At 40.9% G+C, this 21,770-nt stretch carries 21 protein-coding genes; 3 read left to right on the top strand and 18 right to left on the bottom strand.

Annotated features, from left to right (window positions below):
- Positions 1–336 precede the first annotated feature (336 nt).
- Genes AC4HAN_RS09955 through gnd form a run of 9 tightly spaced genes read right to left on the bottom strand, consistent with a single transcriptional unit; the run spans position 337 to position 7,401 of the window.
- Positions 337–954, bottom strand: a complete 618-nt coding sequence (locus tag AC4HAN_RS09955) for a bifunctional 4-hydroxy-2-oxoglutarate aldolase/2-dehydro-3-deoxy-phosphogluconate aldolase (RefSeq protein WP_491092373.1) — start codon at positions 952–954, stop codon at positions 337–339.
- 20 nt (positions 955–974) lie between these two features.
- A complete protein-coding gene (locus AC4HAN_RS09950; protein ID WP_491092371.1) occupies positions 975–1,646 on the bottom strand; it encodes an HAD family hydrolase in 672 nt (223 codons plus the stop codon).
- Positions 1,633–2,073: a PTS sugar transporter subunit IIA gene (locus AC4HAN_RS09945; RefSeq protein ID WP_491092370.1), complete on the bottom strand. Its 441-nt coding sequence runs from the start codon at positions 2,071–2,073 to the stop codon at positions 1,633–1,635. Before AC4HAN_RS09945 ends, AC4HAN_RS09950 begins: the two co-directional genes overlap by 14 nt.
- A 58-nt stretch (positions 2,074–2,131) precedes the next feature.
- Positions 2,132–2,635, bottom strand: coding sequence for a PTS sugar transporter subunit IIB (locus AC4HAN_RS09940; RefSeq protein WP_491092369.1), 504 nt, complete (start codon positions 2,633–2,635; stop codon positions 2,132–2,134).
- A 25-nt stretch (positions 2,636–2,660) separates the two neighbouring features.
- A complete protein-coding gene (locus AC4HAN_RS09935; RefSeq protein WP_491092368.1) occupies positions 2,661–3,524 on the bottom strand; it encodes a PTS system mannose/fructose/sorbose family transporter subunit IID in 864 nt (287 codons plus the stop codon).
- Between the two features lie 16 nt (positions 3,525–3,540).
- Positions 3,541–4,362 carry a PTS mannose/fructose/sorbose/N-acetylgalactosamine transporter subunit IIC gene (locus tag AC4HAN_RS09930; RefSeq protein WP_491092367.1) on the bottom strand — a complete coding sequence of 274 codons (822 nt, stop codon included), beginning with the start codon at positions 4,360–4,362 and terminating at the stop codon, positions 3,541–3,543.
- A gap of 11 nt (positions 4,363–4,373) precedes the next feature.
- Positions 4,374–5,480 (bottom strand): iron-containing alcohol dehydrogenase family protein, encoded by a 1,107-nt coding sequence (locus tag AC4HAN_RS09925; RefSeq protein WP_491092366.1) that lies wholly within the window; start codon positions 5,478–5,480, stop codon positions 4,374–4,376.
- Between the two features lies 1 nt (position 5,481).
- A complete protein-coding gene (locus AC4HAN_RS09920; RefSeq protein ID WP_491092365.1) occupies positions 5,482–6,489 on the bottom strand; it encodes a D-isomer specific 2-hydroxyacid dehydrogenase family protein in 1,008 nt (335 codons plus the stop codon).
- A 9-nt stretch (positions 6,490–6,498) separates the two neighbouring features.
- The gene (gene gnd / locus AC4HAN_RS09915) at positions 6,499–7,401 is read right to left on the bottom strand and encodes a phosphogluconate dehydrogenase (NAD(+)-dependent, decarboxylating) (protein ID WP_491092364.1); all 903 of its coding nucleotides are present in this window, start codon (positions 7,399–7,401) and stop codon (positions 6,499–6,501) included.
- A gap of 134 nt (positions 7,402–7,535) precedes the next feature.
- Here gnd and AC4HAN_RS09910 point away from each other — a divergent pair, with 134 nt between their 5' ends.
- The gene (locus AC4HAN_RS09910) at positions 7,536–8,438 is read left to right on the top strand and encodes a MurR/RpiR family transcriptional regulator (RefSeq protein ID WP_491092363.1); all 903 of its coding nucleotides are present in this window, start codon (positions 7,536–7,538) and stop codon (positions 8,436–8,438) included.
- 129 nt (positions 8,439–8,567) lie between these two features.
- Here AC4HAN_RS09910 and AC4HAN_RS09905 read toward each other — a convergent pair whose 3' ends face one another.
- From AC4HAN_RS09905 to AC4HAN_RS09885, 5 genes are all read right to left on the bottom strand, one after another.
- On the bottom strand, positions 8,568–9,506 hold the full coding sequence (locus AC4HAN_RS09905; RefSeq protein WP_491092362.1) for an ABC transporter ATP-binding protein: 939 nt from the start codon (positions 9,504–9,506) through the stop codon (positions 8,568–8,570).
- Positions 9,499–10,551 (bottom strand): ABC transporter ATP-binding protein, encoded by a 1,053-nt coding sequence (locus tag AC4HAN_RS09900; protein WP_491092361.1) that lies wholly within the window; start codon positions 10,549–10,551, stop codon positions 9,499–9,501. Before AC4HAN_RS09900 ends, AC4HAN_RS09905 begins: the two co-directional genes overlap by 8 nt.
- 10 nt (positions 10,552–10,561) lie before the next feature.
- The gene (locus tag AC4HAN_RS09895) at positions 10,562–11,593 is read right to left on the bottom strand and encodes an ABC transporter permease (protein ID WP_491092360.1); all 1,032 of its coding nucleotides are present in this window, start codon (positions 11,591–11,593) and stop codon (positions 10,562–10,564) included.
- A 10-nt stretch (positions 11,594–11,603) separates the two neighbouring features.
- On the bottom strand, positions 11,604–12,518 hold the full coding sequence (locus AC4HAN_RS09890) for an ABC transporter permease (protein WP_491092359.1): 915 nt from the start codon (positions 12,516–12,518) through the stop codon (positions 11,604–11,606).
- A gap of 101 nt (positions 12,519–12,619) precedes the next feature.
- Complete coding sequence (locus AC4HAN_RS09885) at positions 12,620–14,269, bottom strand: peptide ABC transporter substrate-binding protein (protein WP_491092358.1); 1,650 nt, start codon at positions 14,267–14,269, stop codon at positions 12,620–12,622.
- Between the two features lie 323 nt (positions 14,270–14,592).
- Here AC4HAN_RS09885 and pbp3 point away from each other — a divergent pair, with 323 nt between their 5' ends.
- Entirely contained in the window at positions 14,593–15,831 is a 1,239-nt protein-coding gene (gene pbp3, locus AC4HAN_RS09880) for a D-alanyl-D-alanine carboxypeptidase PBP3 (protein ID WP_491092372.1), read from the top strand.
- Positions 15,832–15,928: 97 nt separating this feature from the next.
- Here the strand turns inward: pbp3 and AC4HAN_RS09875 are convergent, their stop codons facing one another.
- Positions 15,929–16,726 carry a DUF6612 family protein gene (locus tag AC4HAN_RS09875; protein WP_491092357.1) on the bottom strand — a complete coding sequence of 266 codons (798 nt, stop codon included), beginning with the start codon at positions 16,724–16,726 and terminating at the stop codon, positions 15,929–15,931.
- A gap of 144 nt (positions 16,727–16,870) precedes the next feature.
- On the opposite strand from AC4HAN_RS09875, the gene AC4HAN_RS09870 reads away from it, so the two are divergent.
- Positions 16,871–17,776 carry a LysR family transcriptional regulator gene (locus AC4HAN_RS09870; RefSeq protein ID WP_027975516.1) on the top strand — a complete coding sequence of 302 codons (906 nt, stop codon included), beginning with the start codon at positions 16,871–16,873 and terminating at the stop codon, positions 17,774–17,776.
- On the opposite strand, the gene AC4HAN_RS09865 is transcribed toward AC4HAN_RS09870, so the two are convergent.
- From AC4HAN_RS09865 to AC4HAN_RS09855, 3 genes are read right to left on the bottom strand one after another with little or no spacing between them, the layout of a single operon-like run.
- Positions 17,773–19,131: a CitMHS family transporter gene (locus AC4HAN_RS09865; RefSeq protein WP_491092356.1), complete on the bottom strand. Its 1,359-nt coding sequence runs from the start codon at positions 19,129–19,131 to the stop codon at positions 17,773–17,775. The two genes, AC4HAN_RS09870 and AC4HAN_RS09865, sit on opposite strands and share 4 nt — an antisense overlap.
- A 3-nt stretch (positions 19,132–19,134) precedes the next feature.
- Positions 19,135–20,271: a 2-methylaconitate cis-trans isomerase PrpF family protein gene (locus AC4HAN_RS09860; protein ID WP_491092355.1), complete on the bottom strand. Its 1,137-nt coding sequence runs from the start codon at positions 20,269–20,271 to the stop codon at positions 19,135–19,137.
- Between the two features lie 42 nt (positions 20,272–20,313).
- Complete coding sequence (locus AC4HAN_RS09855) at positions 20,314–21,675, bottom strand: MmgE/PrpD family protein (RefSeq protein WP_491092354.1); 1,362 nt, start codon at positions 21,673–21,675, stop codon at positions 20,314–20,316.
- Positions 21,676–21,770 lie beyond the last annotated feature (95 nt).

Raw genomic sequence — 21,770 nt, 5'->3', positions numbered from 1 at the left:
TTCAGTTTTCAAAGGGCTCTGTCGTGCTGTCTCCTAACGAGACAACTACTATATTCTATCAGCTCTTCCCACCTTTGTCAACTCCTTTTTTTAATTTTTTTGTCCTTCATTGCTTTAACTGCCTTTCTTCCCCATAACCGCGCGCTATCACGCCAGACAGCAAGCCAAAAGACTGGCAGTAAACAGTAAACATGCAGAGACCGCCCCGTCCTATGTTCAGGTGTCTGATAGAGATAATACTCTATAAAAAGGCATAGACAATACCAGCCTATGCTTTTCTCCGTTTTTTCTGATGGGTAACGAGGCCTTGTGGGGATACTTAGTTAAGAGACAAGATTAATTTATTGCCTCAACAAGAGCTCGAGCTATTTGTGATACGCTTTGGTAGCCTTCCTCAGAAACTTTTTTGGTGAGTGTTCCCCCTATACCGACTGCACAAGCACCGGCTTCTTTCCAATCTCTGATATTGCTGATTGTTATGCCCCCAGAAGGCATGAGTTTAATATCCGGAAGCGGGCCGTGTACAGCTTTAATAAAGTTCTTTCCTACAGTTTCACTGGGAAATAATTTTATTATCTTTGCTCCCATTTTTGTTGCCTTTACAATCTCTGTTACTGTAGCACATCCCGGACTATATTCAATATTATGTTTGTGAGCATACTCAGCTATTTCTTCCGAACAGTGCGGACTGACTAGAAATTTTGCTCCTGCCCTATCAGCCAGTTCTGCTTGATCACTATTCATGACAGTCCCCGCTCCAATGATAACCTGTTTATCTCTTTTATAATAATTTGTTAATTCTTCAATAACTTTATCTGCGTTTGGTGTTGAAAAGGTGATCTCAATATTTTTGATACCTCCGCGTACTGAATATTTAGCAATTTCAATAGCATCTTTCTCAGTTTTCCCGCGGATGACCGCGAAAAAATAGTTATTTAACAACTGTGCTGCAATCATATAAGCCTCCCTTAGTACTATTTAAAAATACTCTTATAAGCAGCTTTTAAATTTGGAAATACTCCTTGATATTTTTCTGAATCAGACAATGTTCGGCTCAACTCTTTAGAAACCAGATATACGTCAACTCCTGCATTTTGGGCAGCTTTCGCACCTGTCAAGGAATCTTCAAACGCAATAGCATCTTCAGGAAATTTACCAGCCAAACTAAGAACTTTCTTATATACATCTGGTGCCGGTTTTAAAAACTCAACTTGATCTCCTGTCACGACATAGTTAAAAAAGCAGCAGAGCTCTTTTGAGTTTAGAAGCTCATAAACACGTTGATTATTTGAAGAAGACGCAAGAGCAATTTGATAGCCGTCTTTTTTTAAAAGGCTCCCCATTTCTACTGCAAAATATGATGTCAGAACCTTATCTTCTGCCAATTTTTGATAAAAATAATCTTCTCGAATTTTCCTAACAGCTTGCAGCGTAGCCTCATCCAAAAACTTACCCATAGAGAGATTATTATCGTGAGCACTTTGACCAGCCATCGAATAGATAAACTCATCACTAACGCTGATGTCAAAGGTTTTAAATCCTTTTCTCCATCCTTCTGCATAGATTTTTTCAGAGTCAAAAAACAGTCCATCCATATCAAAAATCACTAATGACTTCTCTTGAACTTGTATTTTAGAACTCATCATCTTCATCTTTCTTTAAAGAATCACTGATATGCCAGATAGTTTCTCTTGAAGGTATGAACTGTTCCAGACTCTCAACGGCTGTTTCTATATCAGAACCTAAAATTTTATGGTTGAGAACTTCTAAAATCATAGGTAGATTGACATTGCTAACAACAAAAATCTTTGCAGCCTGCTCCTTGCTTAATTGTCTAACCGCAAGAACTGCTTGATTGTAAGGAGAAGCACCAATCAAATCAACAAAAACGATCACACCTTTTGCTAAATCTGATTTTTTAATTTTAGCAGATAGACGCTCTCCAAATGTCTCTACATTTTCCCCAGCTGACAGTTTTTCTGTTTGTATATCTGAAACATCTCCTAAAATAACAGCCAAGGCATCCTTAAAGCCTGCTGAAAGTTCGCCATGACTGGCAATAATAATATCCAACTGTTTCACCTCCTATATCTGATTCTTGGTTCAAAACCAAAGAGTTTTGTTAATCTGACTATAGATTGAATTTTTTCAAAACTTCATCCAGCGATGTTTTCGCCGCTGCCGGTGTCGCTTGAAAATAAATATCACTGACTTTATGATGTTCTTTTAAATCTTTTAGCAACTCTGCGTCTGCTTTGTTTAAATGAACTGATTTTGTCACTAAAATGTCATCATCACTCTTCTTAGCAATTCCGCCGATATTAAGCTCGGAAACAGGGATTCCATACTTCACTAAATCTGCAATTGTTTTTACAGTTTTAGCAATTAAAATACAGCTATACTCTTTAAATTTGTACTCATCCCAGTAGTATTTAGCTTTTTCTTCCGACATGACGATAGTTTTTTGTCCCGTTCTGTTGCCGGCACTTTTGTACAAATCCTTCATGAATTTATCTTGAGCAACGACATCATCAACAACAAAAATAGAATTTACACCATTGCGCTGAGACAAGGTTATCATGACCTGACCATGTATCAGACGCTCATCAACTCTTGCTAAATTAACATTTCCCATATTTCTTTTCCTTTTCTTCTTTGCATTATAAAATTCCAATTGCAGCCAAAAGAGCTAAAATAAGAGTCAGCCATAGCAATGATTGTGTAACTTTTAACCCCTTTTTAACATAGTATAAATAAACTCCTATGACTACAGCCAAAGGCAATAGCCCCGGAACAATTTTATCCAGCAAATCCTGAATAATAAATTCTTTACCTGAAAGTTTAAATTTCAAGCTGGAGGTTACTGTTACATAATTTCCTGCAAGAACTCCCATCATAAATAAACCTAAAATAGATAATAGATTAATGGCATTCTGCACTCCTGTACTGTGCATCAAACTTGTAGCATTACGTCCCAGAGAGAAGCCTTGCTTTGCAAAGAATAAACCAACGGATAATTGATAAATAGCAAAACAAATAAAAGGAAACAAGGCTCCTAGCGCATTACCTGACTGCGCCCATGGTACAGCAATAGCTATAAAAATATACTGTATGGTCCCAGAGTCAATAGCATCACCAATTCCTGCCAGAGCTCCCATCAGGCCTGCTTTTGTGTTATACATTAAGTCATCGCTCATTGTGATTTCTTCATGTTCACTTTCTTGTCGGGCTCGCTCTCTTTCCATAGAAGCCATAAGACCGGTTATAATGCCGCCGCCCCAAGTCAGCTGTGTATTAAAGAATAGTAATTGGCGTTCATAGGCCTCTCTTCTTTTTTCAGGATTTTTATATAGTTTATTTAAGACCGGCATCATTGCATATAGTAAAGAAGATGCTATATAACGATCAAATGAATGCGGAATTTCATTTGCAAAATGCCATCTTAGATAGGCTCTATTGACATCTTTTTGAGTAATTTCCTCAGGCTGATTAGTATTAGTCGTTTTACTGATAGTTGAAGTCATTTTATCTACCTCTCATTTAAAAATCATCATCGTCATCTTCCATATCGTTTGATGACTCCGAGGATCCAGCGGTCTGTGTGTTTGTTTTAGTAGCCATTACAAAAATCACGGCGACAATAGTTCCCAATATTGCATAGGTTACCATGGTCACATTGGAATCTTTAAGAATAACGCTGGCGAAATAGGCTAAAAAGAAGAAAACCAAATAATCTTTACGGCCGATAACATAAATCGTTGTTGCAATACCGATAGCTGCCAAACCGCCACCGACAACTTCCAAAACGTGTAAAATGACAGTTCCTTTTAAAGCAGCGATAACATCAGCAATAACTGGTGTTCCCCAATATAAGGCGACAAAAATCAAAGGAACAAACAAGATAAACGATGCCAAAGTTGGATATAAGATGATTGAACGTTTGATAGCCTTTTCGTCCATTTTTTCAACTGCACGATCGGTATATTTACCAAGAAAGGTATTCAGAAAGAAACGAAATTGATATAAATAACTGCCTAACAAGCCTACAGGAACTGCTACTGCAATAGTTGCCTGAGGCTTTAAATTACCTAATAGCGCGACCGGAACAGCAATTGCAGCTGCAACCGCTGGTTCAGAAGGCATAGATCCTCCCGGTGAGAATACTCCCATATAGATCAATTGCAGTGCTGCTGTAACAATCATGGCATGGTAGACATCTCCCATGACAAAGCCGCAGAATAAACCTGTCATGAGAAGCGAAAATCGCAGAGTCAACGTTGCACCGCCGCCCAGCCATCTGGACATAATAGCGGCAACCCATAAACCTATGGCTAAACTTTGAACAGCTGTTAAAGTTTCCATCTTTTTTCCTCCTATTTTTTACTTGTAATATAGTCTTCTAACTTCAAGAGTTTTTCTTTGAGAGCTTTTTTACTGGTATCCACTGGAATCAAGTGAACTTTTTCTTTACTATCCATAAAAGCCACTATATCGTTGATAACGCTTTCATTTTTAGGAAAAATTCCCATAGCAGTCAAGGAAGTCGGCAAATTCATCTCATGATAGTAAGGCAATAATTCATCAATAACATCCCATTTATCTTCAAGTGCTAACTGATAAAAAATACCGTAAGCAACTTTTTCACCATGCAAATAAGAATGACTTTCCGGAATATATTTAGCAATTCCGTCATGCACAGCATGAGCAGCTGCATTGCGTGCGTATTTATCACCTAGTCCTCCAACGAGACCTGCCATACCAAAAATAATTTCAGAACAACGGACGAATTCGTCTGTAACATTAACATTTTTCATGTCTTCAATAGCCTTGCTTCCGTCCCGCATAAGAATATCTTTCGCAATAAGAGCTGTGTAACGAGCCAACATCACAAAAGGTTCACTCTGTAAAAAAGTTTGCTGGGTTATCATATCACTCTCATACCATTTAGCCAGAGTATCTGCTATTCCGGCGATAAAATAATTAACAGGTGAATCAACAATCAATCTGGGATCAGCTAGTAAAAAACGAGCTTGTTGCAGAAAATGTTCTGTTTTTCCTTCAGCTTCTCCGCTCTCTTTACACATTACTGACAAAGGAGTCCATGGCGCACAGTTACTGGCTAAAGTAGATATAAGTCCGAAAGGTATATTAGCAATATTGCTGGCAAAACCCACAAGATCAGCAAGTTTTCCTCCGCCAACCCCTATAATAAAATCTATCCTTTCGCTCTTTGCCTTATCAACAACTAAATCTGCCCCATAGTAGCTGCATTCACCTGTATATTGATGAAATTGAAACTCAAAATCTAAACACTTTAGAAACGTAAGATAAGGTTTAGCCTTTTCCCAAGAGACTGTTCCATGGACTACCAGCACTCTTTTAGCCTGAGCAGAGTTAAGCAGTTTCTCGACATCCGTGATTGCATCTTCACTGTAACGATAATACTGCGGACCAACTTTAACCTTAAAATCGTTCAGCATTTCAACCCCCTCCTTTAATCCATGAACTTTCCGATTGAACACTGCGAACAGGTAATTTTCTTAAAGAAATATTTTCACAGTCTTCAACACATTTTTCTCCCATAGCCTCCAGACACTCCATTGTATAGGCTGAAGTATGCGGTGTAACAACAACATTGTCAAAGGCCAAATAAGGATGGTCAAAACGTCCGGGTTCAACTTCAAGAACATCAGTAGCAAAGCCAGCAATTTTCCCCGATTTTAATCCTTCAGTAATTGCCTCTTCTGAAACCAGTGCTCCTCGTGCAGAATTAGAAATATAAACATTATTTTTCATTTTGGCAACTTCATCTTTACCGATGAAATGATAGTTTTCTTCAGTTAAGTTGGCACACAGGCACAGGACATCTGACTGCGTTAAAATCGTGTTAAAATCAACTTTTTCAGCACCAAATTGCTCAATCTCTGCCCTTGAACGATAGGGATCATAAGCTAGTACTCGGCAGCGAAAGCCATTTCTCACTGTTTCAGCGACACAGCTCCCTGTATTGCCAAGACCAATAACGCCAACTATCTTATTGTAAAGTGTATGTCCGATAAACTGCGCCCGGTCCTCCCATTTATCATTCTTAACTCTCTGCTGTGCTTGACTGGTCTTACGCATAACGTTCAATAAATTAGTTATATTATTACCCGCAACAGCATCACGTTCTACCAGAGCCGGGACAAGAGAAACGATTGTTCCGTGGACTTTAGCAGCATTTAAGTCAACGTTGTTATAGCCAATCCCGTGACGCGAAATAAGCTTTAAATCATCCTTATATTCAAAAAACTCTTGGTTGAAAAACGGTGTTACACTGGCAATGATCATGTCATAACCGTCCAAAGCTGCCGCCAACTCTTTTCCAGACACCGTCTGCTCAAATCTAAAATAATCAACTTCACCAAGCGCCTTTAAACGGTCCATATGTTTCGGAAAAATTTTTCCAAAACTGCTGGAATTAACAATAGCAATCTTATGTTTCAGCATCTTATCTCCTCATTCTTTTAATTTTACAGCATGGCCTCCAAAGCCATGGCGCAGAGCCGCAACTACTTTATTTGAAAAACTGTCAGTCAGCTTACTTGAATTTCTGACAAACAAAGAATTAGCAATAACAGGAACAGGTACTTCCAGCTGCAAAGCCTCCTCAACGGTCCATTGCGCTTCGCCGTTGGTATCAATAACACCTTCAATCCTTTCTAGTTTAGCGTCATCCTTGAACTCTTCTCCAGCAATTTCCATCAGCCATGAACGAATGACAGACCCATGATTCCAAACATTAGCCACTTTTGTATAATCATAATTAAAGCCTGATGCTTCCAATACTGAAAAACCTTCTCCAATCGCCTGCATCATCCCATATTCAATACCGTTGTGAACCATCTTCAGATAGTGACCTGCAGATGGTTCAGGAACAAACAGACAGCCTCCTTCAATTGAAATAGCCTCAAAGAAATCCACTATATTATCAAAAACATCTTGCTCACCGCCAATCATCAAACAAGCTCCATACCGGGCACCAAAGACACCCCCAGAGGTTCCGCAGTCAATAAAACCAATATCCTTTTCCTTGAGAGAGTGGTAATTTCTTAAACTATCTTTAAAATTCGAATTACCGCTATCAATAACTATATCCCCTGCCTGCAAGTTCTCTTTTAGTCCGCCTATCAAGTGATTCGTTATTTCTCCTGCAGGCGTACTTAGAAGAATAATCTTCTTATTTTCCAATGATTCAATTAAAGCACCAAGCGAATCTGCCGTCTGAACCCCTGCTTTCTCCGCTTTTTTTCGGACCTGCAGGTCTTCATCGAATCCTATAGCACTCCAATCATGATCTTGAGCATTTAAGGCCAGATTAAATCCCATTTTGCCTAAGCCGATAATTCCAATCGTTTTCATAAATATGCTCCTTCTGCTTAAATCTACGTTTAGTATAAAATAAAAAATTTGTTTTGTAAATGTTATTTAGAAAAAATTTTTTTCTTTTGATTTTTACTTTCTTTTATCTTATAATTATTATCAAAAAGATGAGGATGGATACTCGCTTGAAAAATCAATACCTAAGCACCATTATTAATCGCCATAAGTATGAATTCAGCAATACAGATGAGCAAATCGCCAGATATTTTCTTTCCTTGGGTGATGATATTATCAATAAAACGATTGCTGTCTTATCGGAAGAAATCGGTGTCTCACAATCGTCTATCTTTACTTTTGTTAAAAAAATCGGTTTTAAAGGCTTCCAAAATTTTAAATTATCTGTCGCTTCAAATCTAAAAAAAGAAAGTTCTAATGACGGACCGGCCAATATTTTAACAAGTATCAATGATATTTCTGACTCAGATTCCAGTGCAGAAATTGCAGAAAAAGTTATTTATTCTAATATTCAATCGCTCTATTCCATCATCGAAACAATTCCTCAGATTCCTATCGATCAAATTATTAGTATTATTGAGCAGTCCAGAACTATTTATTTTATGGGAATCGGAGGCTCATCTATCCTAGCATGGGACAGCTATCATAAATTTTTAAGAACAAAATACAACTGCAGTTACATATTTGATTACCATATGCAGTTGAGTCAGGCTTCAAAATTAAACGAAAAGGACTGTGTCTTTTTGTTTTCACATTCGGGAGAGTCTATTCAAACGATTGAACTGGCTCGCGCTGTACACTCAAAAAAAGGAAAAATTATTTCTTTAACCGGCAATCCAAAATCAGAATTAGTAAAACTGTCAGATGAATGTGTTATCGTTAATTCACAGGATTCTTTATTTCGTGCTGAGTCTCTCACATCTCGGATATTGTATTTGACAATCTTAGATATCATTTATGTGAATTTGATGTTCAGAGACGAAGCGGCTAATACCCGCTCGTTGATGGATGTCCGCAACGCCTTGAAAATAACAAAAAACGGAAATATTATTACTTGGTAAAAAACACCGCATCTTTCTAATTTGAATTATGATATTTATCCTATCAACAAATAAAAAGAGCAATAAGAACCTAAATTTTATGATCTGGTTCCTATTGCTCTTTTTATATATAACAGCAGAGACTGCTTTTTACTGAACTTTAAATTCTTTTTGATAGGTTTTTGCTTCTTCTTCGGTTGACAAGACAAAATGTCCCGGAGTGATTTCTCGCATCTCACGCACTTGTCCGTCTAATTCATGGGCAGGATCGTAAACCTTGTGAACGCGTTTGCGCTCTAATTCGGGATCAGGTTCAGGAACTGCTGACAAAAGACTTTTTGTATAAGGGTGAATCGGATGGTGATAAACCTCATCAGACGTTCCGATTTCCACTAATTTCCCCCAATGCATGACACCGATACGATCGGAAATGTACTTAACCATGGACAAATCATGGGCAATAAACAGATAGGTCAATCCTTGTTCATGCTGCAGTTTTTGCATCAGATTAACAACTTGGGCCTGAATAGAGACATCCAGAGCAGAGATGGGTTCATCAGCGATAATAAATTTAGGCTCAACAGCCAATGCACGGGCTATCCCGATACGCTGGCGCTGACCGCCTGAAAATTCATGCGGATAGCGAGTCAGATGGTCTTTATTTAAACCGACCAAATCCAGCAGTTCTTGAACTTTGGCATTGCGCTCGTCTCTGCTTTTTACCAGCTTATGCGTATCAAGACCTTCAGCAATGATGTCTCTGACTTTCATACGGCCGTTCAGGCTTGCCTGAGGATCTTGGAAAATCATCTGTGCTTTCTTGCGAAAGGCAAAGAGTTCTTTGCCTTTGAGCTTGGAAATGGTTTCCCCTTCAAAATCAATCTCACCCTCATCAATATTGTAAAGTTTAAGGATAGCCCGTCCGATTGTTGTTTTCCCCGATCCCGATTCTCCAACAAGACCAAAGACCTCGCCCTCATAGATATCAAAGCTGACGTTGTCAATAGCCTTGACCTCATTGGATTTGCCCTTATTAAATGTCAAAGACACATTTTTGACTTCCACCAATTTTTTACGATTTTCAGTCATTAGGCTGTTCTCCCTTCAAACTTTTCCATTTTTCCCAGCGTTTTAAAATTCTTTCCGGGGGCACAATTTCAGGAGCGCGCTCATCCAGCAGCCACGTCGCAGCATAATGAGACTCACTGACTTTGAAAAACGGCGGTTCTTCTTCAAGATCAATGTCAAGTGCAAATTCATTTCTTGGGGCAAAAGCATCGCCTTTGGGAGGATGCAGCAGATCAGGCGGAGTTCCCGGAATTGATTGGAGGCTTCCGGCTGCCGTACTGGTTGTCGGCATAGAATTCAAAAGTCCCCAAGTATAAGGATGCTGCGGGTTATAGAAAACTTCATCTACTGTCCCGTACTCAACAATCTTTCCGGCATACATAACGGCAACACGGTCAGCCATACCAGCTACTACACCTAAATCATGCGTAATAAAAATAATGGAAGAATCTGTACTCTTTTGAATTTCTTTCATCAAATGAAGAATTTGTGCCTGAATCGTCACATCAAGGGCTGTAGTAGGCTCATCAGCAATCAGGATTTCCGGATTGGTAGCAAGAGCAATAGCAATAACAGCACGCTGGCGCATACCGCCCGACCATTGGTGGGGGTAATCGTTGATGTGTTCTTCTGCATTAGGAATCCCGACTTTTTTCATGATATCCAAAGCACGCGCTAAAGCTTCTTTTTTACTCAGCTTTTCATGCTTGATGATAGGTTCAGCAATTTGCAGGCCAATTTTCATTGTCGGATCCAGACTGGTCATCGGATCTTGGAAGATCATGGAAATATCATTGCCGCGAATAGTGACCCAATCCTCTTCTTTTAAATCAAGCAGATTGCGGCCTTTAAATTCAATATTCCCTGAAATTTCAGCATTTTTAGCAGAAAGCCCCATCAAGGTGCGTGTCGTTACAGATTTACCGGAGCCGGATTCCCCTACAATAGCAAGGGTTTCTCCTTTTTCCAGATAAAAACTGACATCACGGATAGCCTTAACCTCTCCTGCATAGGTGTGAAAATTGACATGGAGGTTATTGACCTGTAAGATTTTTTCTTTACTCATACTGTCCTCCTTAGTCCTGATCTGATTTTGGATCAAATGCGTCACGCAACCCATCACCCAGCAAAATAAATGCTAAAGAAATAAGCACCAGAGCAAGAGCCGGTAAAATAATCTGATAAGGGTAATACTGCAAGTTTTCCTGAGCATCCGAAATAAGAGATCCCAGAGAAGAAGTTGGCGGTTTTACCCCCAGATTGATAGCTGAAAGAATCGCTTCATACATGATTGCCGAAGGGATTGTCATCATGATCTGAACGATGATAACTCCCGAAATATTGGGTAAGATATGTTTAAAAGCTATCTTAGGACCGCTTTCTCCTAAGGTCCTTGCGGCCAAGACGAAATCTCTTTCTTTATAGGACAGCGTCATATTTCTGACCTGTCTGGCCATCGATGTCCAGCCGGTCAGGGCAATTGAAAGGATAATAGCCAATATACCGTTACCCAGCAAGAGCCCCAGCATGGTTACAATAATCAGATTTGGCACAGACGAGATGATTTCAATAATCCGCTGCATGACTGTATCAACCATCCCTCCGATATAGCCGGAAGTCAGACCGTAAACAACACCGATAAGCAAGTCAATGCAGGTTGCCGCAACTGCAACTAACAGCGAAATGCGGATACCAACGATAATCCGCTTCCCAAGACTGCGTCCTAAACTGTCAGTTCCAAATAAGAAATGCTGCCCTTCAGGAACCGACTGATTTTCATAAACATTGGAAGCAGTATCTGAACCAGGCATCTTGAAGACCCCGTTCCAGCCGGGAATACCCAAGCCGCTGTTAGGCGGTAAATTGCCATAAGTGGAAACCTTATCCGAATCAAAGCTGTTAGCATCCTTTTGCGTCACAAACAAAGGAGACAGCAGTGAAAACGTGATAAGCAAAGTTAAAAACCAAAGCGAAACAACCGCTAATTTATTTTTCTTTAAACGCCGCCAAGCATCCTGCAGGAAAGACAGGGCCGGCTTTTCAATTTTTTCTTGTGCACTGGCGCTTCCTGCACCGACAAGCACAAATGTCCTATTTTTATCTGCCATGTTACTCTCCTTACTGCAGCCGAACACGCGGATCAACAATACTGGTGATAATATCTGTCAATAAAATCATACCCATCAGCATCACCGCATAGACAATGGTTGTTCCCATAATAACAGGATAGTCATTTGATGGAATCGAATTGACAAACTGCTCACCGATTCCCGGAATAGAAAATATTCTTTCAATCAGGACCGAACCTGTCAACAGGTTGGCAGCCATAGGACCCACCAAGGTTAAAACAGGAATCATGGAATTGCGGTAAGCGTGACGGTTAGCGACCTGGCGGTCTGTCAGTCCCTTAGCCCTTGCCAGCTGGATATAGTCAGAATTCAAGGCTTCAATCATCTCACTTCTGACAAAGCGCGTCGTTACGGCAAAAGGATTGAAGGACAGGGCCAAAGTCGGCAGAATGGTTTGCGAAAAACTGCCCCAGCCTGAAACCGGCAGAAACTGCAGACGATAGCCCAGAATATTGAGCAGGAAAACAGCCAAAATGAAAGACGGAACAGAGTATCCAAGCGTTGAAATAATACTTAAAAAGCCGTCGACTTTATCATTTTGGTGCCGCGCAGAAAGAGCTCCGACAATCAAGCCCAGACCCACACCTAAAATCAGGGCCTGTATCCCAAGCTGAGCGGAAATGCCCAATCGTTGAACAATCAGGGTCGTTACCGGCTGATTGACATACTGAAAACTTGTCCCTAAATCGCCGGTAAAGACATTCTTCAGGTAAATCAGATACTGCTGCCATTCAGGTTTATCAAGTCCGTACTGCACATTTAAGGCAGCAATGGCTTCCGGAGTTAATTTAGGATTATTAAAAGGAGTTCCTTTCATCGCTTTCATGAGAAAGAAAGTAATGGTGACAACTATAAATAAGGTCAGCACAAGAATTCCTATACGTTTAAGAATATATTTAAGCATAATGTTCCTTTTCTTAGCTTTTATTGGCGCTTTCCCCAATAAAAACAAGAACTGGCCTAAGCCAATCCTTGCCATGTGTGAAATTGTCTTTATCTTAAGCCTTATTTTTTATAAGCATAAGTAAAGTCTACATTTAGTCCTGTAGAGCTGCGGATTAAGCCTTTGATGCTAGGATTTTGCAAGCCCTTCATGCTGCGGAAGTAAATTGGGTTAACATTGGCTTCCTCAAATAAAGCTTTTTCTGCTGCTTTGTAATCTTCTGCTGCTTTTGCAGGATCTAAAGCATCAGTTGTTACAGCTTTTTCATAAGCTTGGTCATAAGCAGAGTTTGAGAATTTACCGTTGTTTTGCGAAGAGCTGCCGGTGAAAAGACTGTAGAAGGTAGAACCTTCTGGGTAGTCCCCGCCCCAAAGCGTCATCACAATATCAAAGTTTTGTGTTTTAGAATCTTGCAGGCGTTGCTTGAAAGGAACGAGTTTTTCTTCGATCGTTAAACCTGGCAGTGCTTTTTCCCAGGCACCTTTGATGTAGTCAAGACCGGCCTTGGCTGTTGGTGAATCGGCATCAGAAGTAATGGTAAACTTCACTGATGTTTGACCGATTTCCTGCAAACCTTCTTTGAAAAGTTGTTTAGCTTTGTCTACATCATAGGTATAGCCGGGTGCTACTTCTTTTGATAGATCCTTGCCGTCAACTTTGGCCAGTTTATAAGGAGCTATACCGGTTGCGGCACGCGAACCTGTCGGAACAACAGTATCAACATAAGCCTTACGGTTGGTTGCGTAGTTAAGCGCCTGACGGATTTTCTTATTTGACAGGGCTTTGTTAGCGCCTGTTTGGTTATATTCAAAGTACGTTGTTACAGCTTCATAAATATTAACAACATCTTTGTTGTTTTTATTAGCTTTATAAAGAGCCGGTGTGTTGGAAATTTCTGCCATGTCCAATTCACCGCGTTTGTACATCTGAACAGCAGTTTCCGGTTTCTTAACGGTTTGAATGTTAATGACTTTGGTCTTAACTTTGTCGGCATTCCAGTAGTATTTATTCTTTTTAAGCTTATAGCTGCCGTTTGTGCCATTCCAGCCTGTTGCAATGTACGGTCCTGAATAAATCTGACTGTCAGAATTTGTTCCGTATTTCTTGCCGACCTTGTTAACAAAGGCTTCTTTTTGCGGCATAAAGCTTGTGAAGGCAAGGAGATATTCCATTTGCGGAGTCGGTGTTTCCAAGGTAAAGATGACTTTATTACCTTCAGCCTTTACACCCAAAGCATTGAGATCAGTGATTTTTCCGCTGTTAATAGCCTTGGCATTTTTAACATGTGAATCAAGTGCCAAGTTTGAGTATTCAGAAGCCGTTTTAGGATCAATGATCCGCTGCCATGAATAAACAAAATCCTTAGCCGTAATGGCACTGCCATCTGACCATTTGATGCCTTTACGAAGTGTGGCTGTATAAGTCAGGCCGTCTTTTGACACCTCAACCTTTTTAGCCAAGTCAGGGACAGTCTTCCCCTTAGCATCTACACGAAGCAGATTGCTGCCTGAATTTCCGATAACCGTTCCGGAGTAGGTATCTGTACTCTTAGAAATATCCAAAGAGTTAATTTCCGTACGGAAATACCAATTAATCTCATCCTTTGATGACTGTTTGCTGCCGTTTCCGCAGGCTGCTAAAGCAGCGGCTGAAGCTAAGGCGACCAAGCCCAGACCGACATGCTTCCACGTACTTTTCTTTGTGTTTAACATAATAGTCTCCTTTTTATCCTTCAATAACTTGAAATTTAAAACTAATGTCACAGATATTTTATCTTATTTTAATCTTTTTAGCAAGCTTTCAAAAATCAGCTTTCCTTCTTCTAAAAAGCTCAGAAAACGGTTTAATTCAGGGTGAATTTGGCAAACCGTTCCTCCACCAGGCTTTTTAAAAATTTTTTCTGACTTTTGAAGGCTTCACCAGCCGGTTTGTCAGTAAACTCTTATTTTTCTGACATTGGCAGCCTCACCCCAAAGTGCGAAAAGTTTTAAAGGGAAGCTTTTCTCTTATAAAATATGCTATAATTAAACCTATGATGAAAAAGATTTTATGCTCAGTACTGCTCCTTCTGTCGCTCTTTGGTTTTCAGGCCAAGGCCGAAGAACAATTTGATGCAGCTGCTAAACATGCCATCGCTGTTGAAGCCGATACCGGTAAAATTCTTTATGAAAAAGACGCTGCAAGTCCTGCCGGTATTGCATCCATCACCAAAATTTTAACAGTCTATCTTGTTTATAAAGAAATCAAAGCAGGAGAGTTGACCTGGGATACCAAGGTTAAAATTTCTAATTACCCTTACGAGCTGACCACCGATTACAGCGTCAGCAATGTTCCTATGGAAGCCAGAGAATACACTGTTAAGCAGTTGGTAGATGCAGCCATGATTTCCAGCGCCAACAGCGCAGCCATTGCCTTAGCTGAAAAAGTCGGCGGAACAGAACCCAGGTTTGTTGATATGATGAAAAAACAGCTTCGGGACTGGGGAATTACCGATGCCAAACTGGTCAATGCTTCCGGACTCAATAACAAACTTTTAGGCGACCATATTTATCCCGGATCTGATCCTAATGAAGAAAACATGATGAGTGCCAAAGATGTGGCTATTATTGCACGCCATCTGATCAAAGACTTCCCTCAGATTCTGAAAATCACGAAGAAAACGACCGGTGATTTTGCCGGAACCCAGATGGACACCTACAATTACATGCTACCCAATATGCCTTATGCGCGCGAAGGGGTTGACGGTCTAAAAACAGGAACGACAGAATTTGCAGGAGCTTCTTTTGTTGCTACTGCCAAAGAAAACGGCATGCGTATCATCTCTGTTGTTTTAAACGCGAATAATTCTGATACCGATGAGTCTGCCCGCTTCAAGGCTACCACTGATCTGCTCAATTATATCAGCAATACTTATGAGCAGGCAACACTGATCCGTAAAGGACGAACCTACAAAAACAGCACCGCAAAAGTTATTGACGGCAAAAAAAGTAGCGTTCCTGCTGTCGCCAAAGAAGATCTTGTTGTCATCCGCAATAAACTGAGCGAACAAAAGAACACTGTAACTATTCATTCGAAAAAAGAAGGCTATACTGCAGCTGTTAAAAAGGGGCAGCTTGTCGGACAAGCCGGTTTCAATGACAGCAATCTTGTCGGGCAAGGCTATCTTGATTCTCCGCCGACTGTCAAATTAGTTGCTAAAACTGAGGTTAAGCGCAGCTTCTTCCTTAAAGTTTGGTGGAATCACTTTGTTCAGTATGTCAATGAGAAACTCTAGTGACATGAACAAATCTGCCTGTCACATATAGGCTAACCGCAAAAAGAGCGGACAAAGGCTGTGAAAGCCTTTGTCCGCTCTTTTTGGATAAGCTTTTCTAAATAGCATTAGAATCGTCAGAATTTGAATCAGAATCACTCACTGAAAACCGTGAATCACTGACTTTATTCCATTTTGAAAACTCACCGGCTGCTTCTAAATCAAGCTCACCTTTTCTGCCGTTATAAGACAGCTGCAAATCAAAGTCTTTCAGATAGAAGGTTTTCTTATCAAAAGTCACCTCAAGATCTTTCTTTAGCTCGGTTTGGCTGATTCCTCTGACATAAAGGTTCAGCTCCTCTCTAAACAAAGAAACGATATCTACATTTTGACTGCGCAGAGTCAGCTTATACTCACTGCCGCTTTGTTTGAGAACCAAGTCATCCTCCATAGAATAGAGAACTTCTAAAAAATTGAAGTAATTCGGATGAACAGTGTATCTGCCCTTAGGGTTAGCTGTTTGCCAGCTGCCGTCTTTTGACGTACGCACTCGAGCGGTGGTTTGATCTCCGACAATTTCTTGATACTTACCAATTCCGTTGGTTGTTTCATCAATAATAATATTAGCCTTTTGAATAATTTCGCCGGAACTGTCATAGCCTAAATCAGCCACCATGTGCTGACTTTTACGGCCATGTGAAATAACCTCCGTATTCATATCAAAATGGACCGTTTCAATGCCATCATTGGCCTCTTCAACCTTGTCAAGAAAGTCTTCAACAGACATCTTCTTAGCGGTCTTGTTAACTTCCTGCTGATTTTTGCCGGTACTTTCTAAACGCGGAGGAAGGCAGCCAGCCAATAAGAGCAAGGCTGCCAGAACGGTAACTAAAATGGAATACTTCTTTTTCATCATTTCTCCCTTCCAAAGAGGAGCTGCCTCTGTATTTTTAATTTTATCATTTTTTGAAAGCCTTTTCAATGCAGCAATCATGCAGAAAGGCTGCTCGTCATGTGGTATAATAAAGGCATTAGATCAATTTACTTGGAAGGGCTGTTTATGGAAATCAGAGATATTGAATACGTCAAAGCCATTGTTGATAAAGGCAGTGTGACCAAGGCTGCTCAGGCACTCTACATTACCCAGCCCTCGCTGAGCACCTATATTAAAAATATGCAGCAGCGGCTGGGCTTTGATGTCTTTGTGCAGCACGGCAAAAAATTAGAACTGACCTATCTAGGTGAGGAATTTCTAAAGTATGGCCTGCAAATTCTGCGTATCCAAGAAAATTTTAACGATACCATGCAAAATGTCCTTGATAACAAGTTTGGCCGCCTGAGACTGGCTATTCCCTTGCTGAGAAGCTCTTATTTAGTGCCTGTCTTACTGCCAAAATTTCATGAGCAGTTCCCCAATGTCGAGATTCAGCTAAATGAATCCTCTTCTAAGACCTTTTCGCATTTGATTGAAAACGGCGATGTTGATCTCGCTTTGATGAATCGCACAAAAGAGGGGCGTCAGCAGGAAATTGAGAAAATAAAATCTGAAGAGATTTTATTGGCCCTTCCTGTTGAGCACCCCTTAAGTAAATTTGGCAGGTATGATAATCACGAATCCTACCCTTCTTTAGATTTGCATCTGCTGGCTGACGAGCTGTTTATCTTGCACCAGCCCGATCAATTTTCAAGACAGGTAGCAGATGATATTTTTGCCAAAAATCATTTTCAGCCTCAGCGAGTGCTGGCAACCAGAAATATCGAAACGGCTATTAACTTAGTTGCCAATAATTTTGGCGTCTGTTTTGTCAATGCTTCTCACACTAAGCATCTCAGCATTGGAAACAAGATTCGTTTTTTCTCTCTTAAAGATAAGGTTTATGTTGATTTAATCGTTGCTTATCGAAAGAATCGCAGTCTGCCTTTCTTTGCCAAATCCTTTATTGATATTTGTAAAAAATCCATTTAAATCGGAATAGCTCCAGTCAATACGGCGGTTAATGTCTGCAAGACAAAACTCAGCAGACCCCACTTTAAGTATTCTTTTTGATAGTCGATAAAGCTGACCTCGGTTCTATCAACCAATACATAAAGAAAGGCAACCAAAGGGCTGGCAAATCTGACAGCCTGTCCCATAAGTGAAGCTACTCCGACTTCAACAGGTGTTGCTCCGTAAGAATAAGCTATAGGAGCAATAACCGGCAGGAGTCCAAAATAGAAGGCGTCATTTGGCAGGAAAAAGAGACCCGGTAAAGAAATCAGAGCCAAAATCAGCGGAATATAGCCGCCGAGACTCTGCGGAATCATGGATACCAACTGATGAGCAATCGCGCTGCTCATGCCGCTTCCATTGAGAACCCCCATAATAACTCCGGCACCAAAGACCAGGGAAACAGGACCCAAAGCTTCTGCACCATTGGCTAACAAGCGAGAATTTTGGAGAGATAAGTCCTGATAGTTGACAATTAAAGCAATGGCTGTCCCCAGCAAGAATAAGATACCGCCGTTAATCAAATCCATAATCAATAAGACCATAATCGCAAGGGTCAATAAAAGATTAAAGTAGATTAATTTAGGCCGTTTATATTCAACATTGGTCAGAGTTACATCATTAATAATACCTGTCGTTTCGCTTTCTGTCAGGATTCCTTTTCCCGGAACATAACCCAGCCGTTTTCTTTCTCTTTTCCCATAGGTATAGGCTTGAAAAAGACCTAAAAGCGCAGCGACAAACATTCCTGGTAAAACGGGCAGCAGAAATTCTTTAGGGCCAATATTTAAAACAGGCATTGCCCGCGCCATAGGACCGCTCCAGGGAACCAGGTTCATAACAGAATTACCAAAACCGATGATGGCGGCCAGATAAATCTGCTTCATTCCCATTTTCTTAAAAAGCATCAGCATGGCAGCGGTTACAATCAGAACCGTTGTCGTTCCGTCACCGTCTAAAGAGACAGCTAAGGTGATAACTGCTGAGGCAATGGTAATCTTCATAGGGTCACCCTTTGCCCACTTAATCATCATGACTGCCAGCGGATCAAAGAGACCCACATCCAGCATTACAGAGAAATACAAAATGGCAAAGAGCAAAAGGGTAATGGTCGGCGCTACCCCAGTAGTAATCTTACCGGAGCCTGCAACCGCATAGTAGAGCCCTTCATAAATCCACTCGAAGGCCTTTAGTACAGGTGCTCCCTTAAAAAGAGCCGCAACAATTCCAAAAATGGTCGGAACCAGGATCAAGCCGACAAAGGGGCTGATTTTCTTTGTCAGAAGCAAGACCATAAACAGAATAATCATTAAATATCCAAGCAGTGCTAACATCGCCTAATCCTCCTCAATAAATGCTGTTCCTACCATAATTTTTCTGGCTGTTCGATAACTTGAAACAGATTTTATCAGAGTTTTATCATTGGTAGTTTCATAATCAATTGAAACCGAAATCTTACCGCTGCTGTGGGCAATTTCTAATTGATTAGCTGATGGTTTATTAACGATTTCGTAAGGAATGGTTCCTTTAATTTTACTGGCTGCGCCGGTACATAAAGCTCCCGTCAGCGCAATAGATTTATGCGCTTTTTGCATGCTCATCATTCTGACAGCAATATCAAAATCTGCTCCGTCAATTGTTTCCTTTTCTGTGGTGACATAGGTTTTGGGAGCCGAAACAATGGTTAGTTTTGGTACCCCCGGAGTAAGAACCGCACTGTCTTCAAGCTTATCAATAAGTCCCATCAGCTGTGCTGCTCTCCCTCTGATTTCCTCCAGTCTGGCTAAAAGATCAGGATTACTGTCAATCATTTCAGGACTCTCTGTCCCTTCTAATCCCAAATCTTCTGCCCGAACATAGACTAAAGGATTAGCTGCGTCAACAATTGAAACAACTGCTTCTTGGCCATCTTTCAGAACAAGTGTATCTTTGGTATGGCCGGTTGGCAGCAGTTTGCCGCTGAAAGCGCCGGAAGGCTCAACGAACTGCAGCTCGATTTTAAGACCCTTGCCCGGAACACCGGAAATGGCAAAGTCTCCTTCATAGGTGAGTTTCCCATCGGGTGTAGGAATATACTCATTGATAACCTTTTTAGTATTGGTGTTGTAAACACGAACCATTGTTTCCGGCGAGCTTGTTTCCACCAGATGATTTTCAATCGCATAAATTCCTACCGCAGAGGAAATATTGCCGCAGTTTCCTGAGTAAGAAACCACCGGCTTATCAACAGCCACTTGGGCAAAGGTGTAGTTAACGTCCCAATCAGCTTTTTCTTCTTTGGAAATAATCGCAACCTTACTTGTTGTGGATACGGCCCCGCCTAAGCCGTTAATTTGTCTTATATCCGGGCTCCCCATCAGTTTCAGAAGAATCTTATCCCTTGCCTTTTGATCCTCAGGCAGTACCTCATCAGCAATGAAGACACCTTTACTGGTGCCGCCCCGATAGATACTGACTGGTATTTCTTCCAACATATTTTCACCATCCTTTCTTGGTTGACTGTAAGCTTCAATTTTTTAGATTTTTGCAAGAAGCTCCGTCAATTCACTGATATCAATGTCTTCCAGTTTTTCAATTGTTTTAGCAATTTCTTCAGCCAATTCTCTGTCAATAGCTGCTGTCAGTGAATAGTATTTTTCCAAAAGCACATCCCAGCTGGCAGGTCTTGATGTGAAACCTTGATAGTCATCTTTTTCGACTGTGTAAACCTGACCGTCCTTGGTTTCAATTTCCAATTTAATAGCCATTTCTGCCGGAAAACGTTCACTAAAGGCAGGATCTTCTCTAACCGTAACTTTTTGCAGCAGATCCTGAACATCCTGCTGTAAAATTCTGTCTTGTTCATATTGGGCAGGCAGTACCTGACCGTCCAGATAGGCCACAGCAAGCATGTAAGGAAGGGAGTGGTCGGCTTCTTCTTTCAGTCTGATTTGCTTCTTGTCTCCTTCTTCACCGCCGCCGATAATATGAAAGGCAACGTCAAAAGTATCTAAGCGAATTTCTTTAATATCCTCAGGCGCAATATGCTCTTTATTTCTGAATTCAATCAAGCCTTCAATAGAAGACTGAGAATGAATTTCAGCATTGTAGCGCTTGATAATTGTTTTTAAAACGCGTTCCAAGCCCTCTTTTCCCCAGTCAATATCAAATTTGCCGGCAATGGTTTCATAGAACCCTTTATTACCTTCAAAGACTTCACGAGGACCGGTAATATCATATTTAGCCAGCAAAGCAGAAGACATGGCACCGCGCGCAGTGTTTGGCGCTGCCAAGCCTTTCCAGTTCGATAAGGCACCTGTTCTGGTTACCCGCAAGGAATTGTAGCTGGTTCCTGAAATAGCAACAGCATTGGCAATTTGTTTTTCTGTCAAGCCAAGCGCCTTTGCTGCTCCGGCGGCAGCCCCGTAAGCTTCCTGAACCGTATGGTCAAAACCATGTTTTCTGACAGGCGCCTCATCTGACAGGCGGCATTGAATTTGATAAGCAATGGCAAGACCCAGTAAGAAATCTTTTCCAGTTCCTTTATTATGTTCTGTTGCTGCAAGAACGGCTGAGATATTGTCTGAAGGATGGCAAGTCTCGCCTTTTGCCAAGTAAGAGTCATTGTAGTCCAGATAGCGGATAGCTGCTCCATTGAACAAGGCAGCATAGTCAGGAGTGGTTTTGCCGCCGCCGATTAGGGTGGCAGAGCCATCTTGTGTCAGATCCTGTGTCATTTTTTGAATGTTCTTAATCGTAGTGCTGCTGAGAGCTCCCACAGCACAGCCAACTGCATCTAGCACTCGTCCTTTAAGAGCAGCTACTTCTTCTGCACTGAGATCCTCAAACTTTCTTTCAGCAACCCATTGACCCATTTGTTCAACAACTGTTTTTCCCATTGTTTTTCTCCTTATATTATATTTAGTGCAGTTAGCTACTGCCAAAGCCCAAGTGATACACTTGGAATAAGCCACTGTGGATTAGTTAATCTTCT

Source organism: Streptococcus sp. ELY_86, assembly GCF_058314495.1.
The sequence above is the reverse complement of the archived record's forward strand: the minus strand, read 5'-3'. Positions and strand labels throughout refer to the sequence as shown.